Consider the following 6,268-nt stretch of genomic DNA (forward strand, 5'->3'; position numbering starts at 1 on the left):
TACCATCCACCCCATGACCACTGACCAGGCTGCCACCCGACCCGCGACCTTCGGCCCGGGCAGGCACTGCCACTGGTGCGGCACCGCCTACCTGGCCGATACCCACGGCTGGCCGCGCACCTGCCCCGGCTGCGGCGAGATCAGCTACCGCAACCCGCTCCCGGTCACCGTCGCCCTGCTCCCGGTCAACCGCCCCGACGGCGGTCAGAGCCTGGTGGTCATCCGCCGCACCATCGAGCCCGGCTACGGCGAGCTCGCCCTCCCCGGCGGCTACGTCGACTACGGGGAGAGCTGGCAGCAGGCCGCCGTCCGCGAACTGCGCGAGGAGACCGGCATCCTCGCCGACGCCGCGCAGGTCACCCTGGTCGACACCGCCTCCGACAGCCGCGGCGGCTTCCTCTGCCTGTTCGCCCTGCTCCCCGCCCAGGACCTCGCCGCCCTGCCCCCGTCCGTCCCCACCGACGAGACCGAGGGCTGGCAGCTCATCGACGCCCCGGTCCCGCTTGCCTTCCCCTTCCACACCAAGGTCTCCACCGCCTGGTTCGCGGGGGAGTACGACCGGTACCTCAAGGGCTGACCGCGGGCAGCCCCACCGTCCCGCGCAGCAGCGCGACTTCGTCCTGCGGTCCGCTCACCGCCACCCGCGCCCGCGCACCCCGCCCGAATGCGAACAGCAGCAGCTCGCCCGGCTCGCCCACCACCCGCACCGTGCCCACCAGCTTCTGGCCGGCCACCACGTTCCGCCCGTCCGGCAGTGACAGCACCAGCCGCACCGGGGTGCGCCGGTTCAGCTCCATGCGGACCGTCAACCTCAGCCGCTGCCACAGCAGTTCACCCAGCGCAGGGTCGAGTGGCAGCGGCTCCGCCGGTGCGCCGGAAGCCCGCCGCACGTCCTCCGCGTGCACGAAGTACTCCACCACGTTCGCCGCCTCGTCCGCCCCCGGCAGCGCGAACGCCGACCAGCGCGGCGGGCCCTCGCGGAACCGGCGCAGCAACTCCTCGTACGGCAGCGCCGCGTACCGCGCCTGCACCCGCTCGGTGTGCCCCGCCAGCGCCGGCAGCACGATCCCCGCCGCCGCGTCCGGACGGGCCTCGCGCATCACCAGGTGCGCCGCCAGGTCGCGGGTCAGCCAGCCGCCGCAGAGCGTGGGGGAGTCGGGGCCGGCCGCTGTCAGCAACTCCGCGAGCCGGGCCCGCTGCCCCTGAGCGTGATTCGACATGTTGTCAGAGTAATGAAGATCACCATGGTGTGCGCCCGGCGATATGGAGTGATCCACCACAATCGCCGACGGGCCGTCGGCACCCCCTTGGCGAGCCGACGATCACATGGCATGGTCTGCACCGTCAGCACGCAGCGTCGCGGGCCGCGCCACGAGCGATGTTCCCGCGCACCCTCCGGCCGGGAGACCACACCGTGAGCACCGCACCCAACGGCACCGACCCCACCGAACCGCTCTGGCGCCCGGATCCCGCCCAGGCCGCCGCCACCCGGCTGGTCGCCTTCCAGCAGTGGGCCGCTACCACCCACGGTGCCCCGGCCGCGCCGCTGGCCCCCGCCCCGGACGACGCCACCGCCGCCACCCGGTACGCCGACCTGCACGCCTGGTCCACCGAGGACCTGGAGCGCTTCTGGACCGCCGTCACCGAGTACTTCGACGTCCGGCTCAGCACCCCGCCCACCGCTGTGCTCCCCGACGCCACCATGCCAGGCGCCCACTGGTTCCCCGGCGCCCGCCTCAACTACGCCGAGCACGCGCTGCGCTTCGGCGAGGACCCAGCCCATGCCCACCGGCCCGCCATCCTGCACCTGGACGAGACCCGCGCCGAGCCGCTCGCCGTCAGCTGGGCCGAACTGCGGCGCCAGACCGCCGCCTTGGCCGCCACCCTGCGTGCCCAGGGCGTCGAGCCCGGCGACCGGGTGGCCGGCTACCTGCCGAACATCCCGCAGGCCGTGGTCGCCCTGCTGGCCACCGCCTCGATCGGCGCCGTCTGGACCTCCTGCGCCCCCGACTTCGGCGCCCGCAGCGTGCTCGACCGCTTTCAGCAGCTCGCGCCCGTCGCCCTGCTCGCCGTCGACGGCTACCACTACGGCGGCAAGAACCACGACCGCGGCGCCGTGGTCGCCGAACTGCGCCGCGAACTCCCCTCCGTCCGCACCTTCATCCACGTTCCGCTGCTGGGCACCGACGCGCCCGAAGGCGCCGTCGAATGGCAGGAGGCCACCGCGGGCGACGCCGAGCCGGAGTTCGCCCAGGTGCCGTTCGAGCAGCCGCTCTGGGTGCTGTACTCCTCCGGCACCACCGGCCTGCCCAAGGCCATCGTGCAGAGCCAGGGCGGCATCCTGGTCGAGCACCTCAAGCAGGCGGCGCTCCACCTCGACCTCGGCCCCGAGGACCGGTTCTTCTGGTACACCTCGACCGGCTGGATGATGTGGAACTTCCTGCTCGCCGGCCTGCTGGTCGGGTCCACCATCGTCACCTACGACGGCAGCCCCGGGCACCCCACCACCGGCGCGCTCTGGGAGGTGGCCGCCCGCACCGGTGCCACCGTGCTCGGCACCTCCGCCGCCTATGTGATCGCCAGCCGCAAGGCCGAGCTGCACCCCGGCCGCGACCTCGACCTGAGCGCGGTCCGCTGCATCGGCACCACCGGCTCCCCGCTGCCGCCGGACGGCTTCCGCTGGGTCTACGACGAGGTCAAGCCGGACGTCTGGCTCGCCTCGGTCAGCGGCGGCACCGACGTCTGCAGCTGCTTCGTCGGCGGCGTCCCCACCCTCCCGGTCTACCTCGGCGAGATCCAGGCCCCCTGCCTGGGCGCGGCCGTCGAGTCCTGGGACGCGGCCGGCAAGCCGCACACCGACGAGGTCGGCGAACTGGTCGTCACCAAGCCGCTGCCCTCGATGCCCACCGGCTTCTGGAACGACCCCAACGGCAGCCGCTACCACGACAGTTACTTCGACACCTACCCCGGAATCTGGCGGCACGGCGACTGGATCACCGTCACCTCCCGGGGCACCGTGGTGATCCACGGCCGCTCCGACTCCACCCTCAACCGCCAGGGCGTGCGGATGGGCTCCTCCGACATCTACGAGGTGGTGGAGCGCCTGCCCGAGATCGCCGAATCCCTGGTCATCGGCCTGGAGGAGGAGAACGGCGGCTACTGGATGCCGCTCTTCGTGGTGCTGGCGCCCGGCGCCGTGCTCGACGACGACCTGCGCGGCCGGATCCGCACCGCCCTGCGCGAGCAGCTCTCCCCGCGCCATGTGCCCGACGAGGTGATCGCCGTCGACGGCCTGCCGCACACCCTCACCGGCAAGCGGATCGAGGTGCCGGTCAAGCGCCTGCTCAGCGGCACCCCGCTGGCCAAGGCCGTCAACCCCGGCTCCGTCGACAACCTCGACCACCTGCGCTTCTTCGAGCAGCTCGGGCAGCAGCGCCACTCCTGACAACGGGTGAGGGCCCCGCCGCGGTTCGCCGCGACCGGGCCCTCACCCGTTCAGCTCACTCGCCCGACAGCACCTGCTGCGCGGCCGCCCGCGCACCCTCGGCACTGTCCGCCGCCCGGGCCGCCTCGGCAGCCCGCCGGCACTGGTCCAGCGTGAACTTCGCCAGCATGCTGCGCACGTACGGGATCGACGCGGACCCCATCGACAGACTGGTCACGCCCAGTCCGGTCAGTACACAGGCCAGCAGCGGATCGGACGCCGCCTCACCGCACACCCCGCAGCTCTTGCCGGCCGCGCGGGCGGCCTCCGCCGCGGCCGCCACCAGGTCGAGCAGAGCCGGCTGCCACGGGTCCTGCAGCCGGGCCAGCGCACCCACCTGGCGGTCCGCCGCGAAGGTGTACTGGGCGAGGTCGTTGGTGCCCAGCGAGAGGAACTCGACTTCCGCCAGGATCGACCGGGCCCGCAGCGCGGCCGACGGGATCTCCACCATCGCGCCGAACTTCGCGTGCAGCCCAGCCTCCCGGCAGGCATCGGCGAACGCGCGGGCATCCGTCCGGTCCGCCACCATCGGCGCCATCACCTCAAGGTGCACCGGCAGCCCCTCGGCGGCCCGGGCCAGGGCGCGCAGCTGGGTCGCCAGCACCTCGGGGTGATCGAGGAGGGCACGCAGGCCGCGCACGCCCAGCGCGGGGTTCGGCTCGTCGGCCGGGGTCAGGAAGTCCAGCGGCTTGTCCGCGCCGGCGTCCAGCACCCGCACCACCACGCGGCCTTCCGGGAACGCCTCCAGCACCTGGCGGTAGGCGGCCGTCTGGGTGTCCTCGCTCGGCGCCTTCGCCGAGTCGTCCAGGAAGAGGAACTCGGTGCGGAACAGCCCGACGCCCTCGGCACCCGCGGCCACCGCCGCCGGCACGTCCGCCGGGCCGCCGACGTTGGCCAGCAGCGGCACCAGGTGGCCGTCCGAGGTGCGGCCCGGACCGGACGAGCCCGCCAGCGCCGCCTTGCGCTCGGCCGCCACCCGGCGCAGCTCCTGCTGCTGCTCGGCGCTCGGCTCGACCAGCACCTCACCGCTGCTGCCGTCCACCGCCACCGTGGTGCCCTCCGCCAGCTCGGTCGCCCCGGGCAGCGCGACGACGGCCGGCACACCCATGGCCCGGGCCAGGATCGCCGAGTGGCTGGTCGGCCCGCCTTCCTCGGTGACGAAGCCGAGCACCAGCGCCGGGTCGAGCAGCGCGGTGTCGGCGGGCGCCAGGTCGCGGGCCAGCAGCACATACGGCTCGTCGCTGTCCGGCACGCCCGGCATCGGCACACCCATCAGCCGGGCCACGATCCGGTTGCGCACGTCGTCCAGGTCGGCGACCCGGCCGGCCAGGTACTCGCCGGCCGAGGCCAGCAGCGCCCGGTAGGCGGCGAAGGCGTCGTAGACGGCGCGCTCGGCACTGCTGCCCACCGCGATCCGGCGCGCCACATCGGCGGCCAGCTCCGGGTCCTGGGCCATCAGCGCCTGGGCCTCCAGCACCGCCTGGGCCTCGCCGCCGGCCAGGTTGCCCCGGGCGATCAGGTCGGCGGCCACCGCGTCGACGGCCTGCTGGGCGCGGGCCCGCTCGCGCTCGGCCTCCTCGGCGGGGATCTGAGTGGCCGTCGGCTCCAGCACGGCCGTGCCCATGTGGCGCACCTGGCCGATCGCGACCCCGTGGCTGACACCCACGCCGCGCAGCGTCTTCTGCATGTCCTTCATTCCTCTCCACCCGGCACTGCTGCCCCGCCCAACCGAAACACGGCAGGCGGGGCACTGTCCGGCCAATTGCTCGGTCGGGGTTGTCAGTTCCAGGTGAAGAGCTCGCCGCCGCTGGCCACCTCGCCGGTCTCCGCGACTGCGCTGAGCGCCTCGGCGGAGGCCTCCAGGGCCACGATCGGGGAAATCGGCGACTTGCCCTTGGCCTCCACCTCGGCCGGGTTCCACCTGACCACCGGTTGACCGCGCTTCACCTGGTCGCCCTTGCTGACCAGCAGTTCGAAGCCCTCGCCGTTGAGCTGCACGGTGTCGATGCCGAGGTGGGTCAGCACGCCGCGCCCGTCGGCGTCCATCACCACGAACGCGTGCGGGTGCATGGAGACGACCAGACCGTCCACCGGGGCGACCGCCGTGGTGGGTTCGCGCACCGGGTCGATGGCGGTGCCGGGTCCGACCATGGCGCCGGAGAAGACGGGGTCGGGCACGTTGGCGAGTCCAACGGCGCGGCCGGTGAGCGGCGACGTCACAGTGGTCATGGTGGAGCCTCCCAGGTGCGGGGTACAGCGTGCGGCCGCTAGCAGCGGCTGGGGGTATGCCGATTGAAGCCTAAATCACGCCAAGTTCGGACATATGGTCATGGAACGGGCCATGGGCCGACTCGATCGAGGCGCCCGCCCGCGATCACTCCACGACGGTCGACGCTCCGATCCCGGGCCGGTCAGGGCCCCGAGCGACTCAAGTGGTCTAGTCCTCTTGCTCGACGCGCCGCACTCTACGGCATCCGAGTGAGCTCGACGATCGCCCCGGCGCGTCGGACCGCGCGGTGCTGGCGGCCCGGCCGCCGGGTGCGCACGATGCTCGATTAGGCACTCCGGCGCGGAGCGGCTATCGTTGCTCGGGTCGCCGCGAGGCGAAGGTGAATCCAGCGACGCGGCTGAGTGAATGTCCGGTGAAATCGGATCGAATCTCATCTGATAAGCTCGAAACACGAAAGAGCGAAGCGCCCGGAGGGGCCACGGAAGTGGCTGCGAAGGAAGCGTCCGTTCCTTGAGAACTCAACAGCGTGCCAAAAGTCAACGCCAGATATGTTG

At 72.9% G+C, this 6,268-nt stretch carries 6 protein-coding genes; 2 read left to right on the forward strand and 4 right to left on the reverse strand.

The annotated features are described in order from the left end of the window. Positions 1-13: 13 nt before the first annotated feature. Positions 14-577, forward strand: a complete 564-nt coding sequence (locus tag P3T35_RS29625; protein WP_101379095.1) for an NUDIX domain-containing protein — start codon at positions 14-16, stop codon at positions 575-577. Here P3T35_RS29625 and P3T35_RS29630 read toward each other — a convergent pair. Then, positions 567-1,220, reverse strand: coding sequence for a TIGR03085 family metal-binding protein (locus P3T35_RS29630; protein ID WP_101379094.1), 654 nt, complete (start codon positions 1,218-1,220; stop codon positions 567-569). The two genes, P3T35_RS29625 and P3T35_RS29630, sit on opposite strands and share 11 nt — an antisense overlap. 158 nt (positions 1,221-1,378) lie before the next feature. Between P3T35_RS29630 and P3T35_RS29635 the strand changes: the two genes are divergently transcribed. Continuing rightward, positions 1,379-3,445 (forward strand): acetoacetate--CoA ligase, encoded by a 2,067-nt coding sequence (locus P3T35_RS29635; RefSeq protein WP_101379093.1) that lies wholly within the window; start codon positions 1,379-1,381, stop codon positions 3,443-3,445. 55 nt (positions 3,446-3,500) lie between these two features. On the opposite strand, the gene ptsP is transcribed toward P3T35_RS29635, so the two are convergent. The 3 genes from ptsP to P3T35_RS29650 form a co-directional block, all read right to left on the reverse strand. After that, entirely contained in the window at positions 3,501-5,171 is a 1,671-nt protein-coding gene (gene ptsP / locus P3T35_RS29640) for a phosphoenolpyruvate--protein phosphotransferase (RefSeq protein WP_101384841.1), read from the reverse strand. 92 nt (positions 5,172-5,263) lie between these two features. Continuing rightward, complete coding sequence (locus P3T35_RS29645) at positions 5,264-5,713, reverse strand: PTS glucose transporter subunit IIA (RefSeq protein WP_101379092.1); 450 nt, start codon at positions 5,711-5,713, stop codon at positions 5,264-5,266. A gap of 349 nt (positions 5,714-6,062) precedes the next feature. After that, the coding region (locus P3T35_RS29650) for a hypothetical protein (RefSeq protein ID WP_280708458.1) at positions 6,063-6,268 on the reverse strand (206 nt) is incomplete at its 5' end.

Source organism: Kitasatospora sp. GP30, assembly GCF_029892145.1.
Lineage (GTDB): Bacteria > Actinomycetota > Actinomycetes > Streptomycetales > Streptomycetaceae > Kitasatospora > Kitasatospora acidiphila.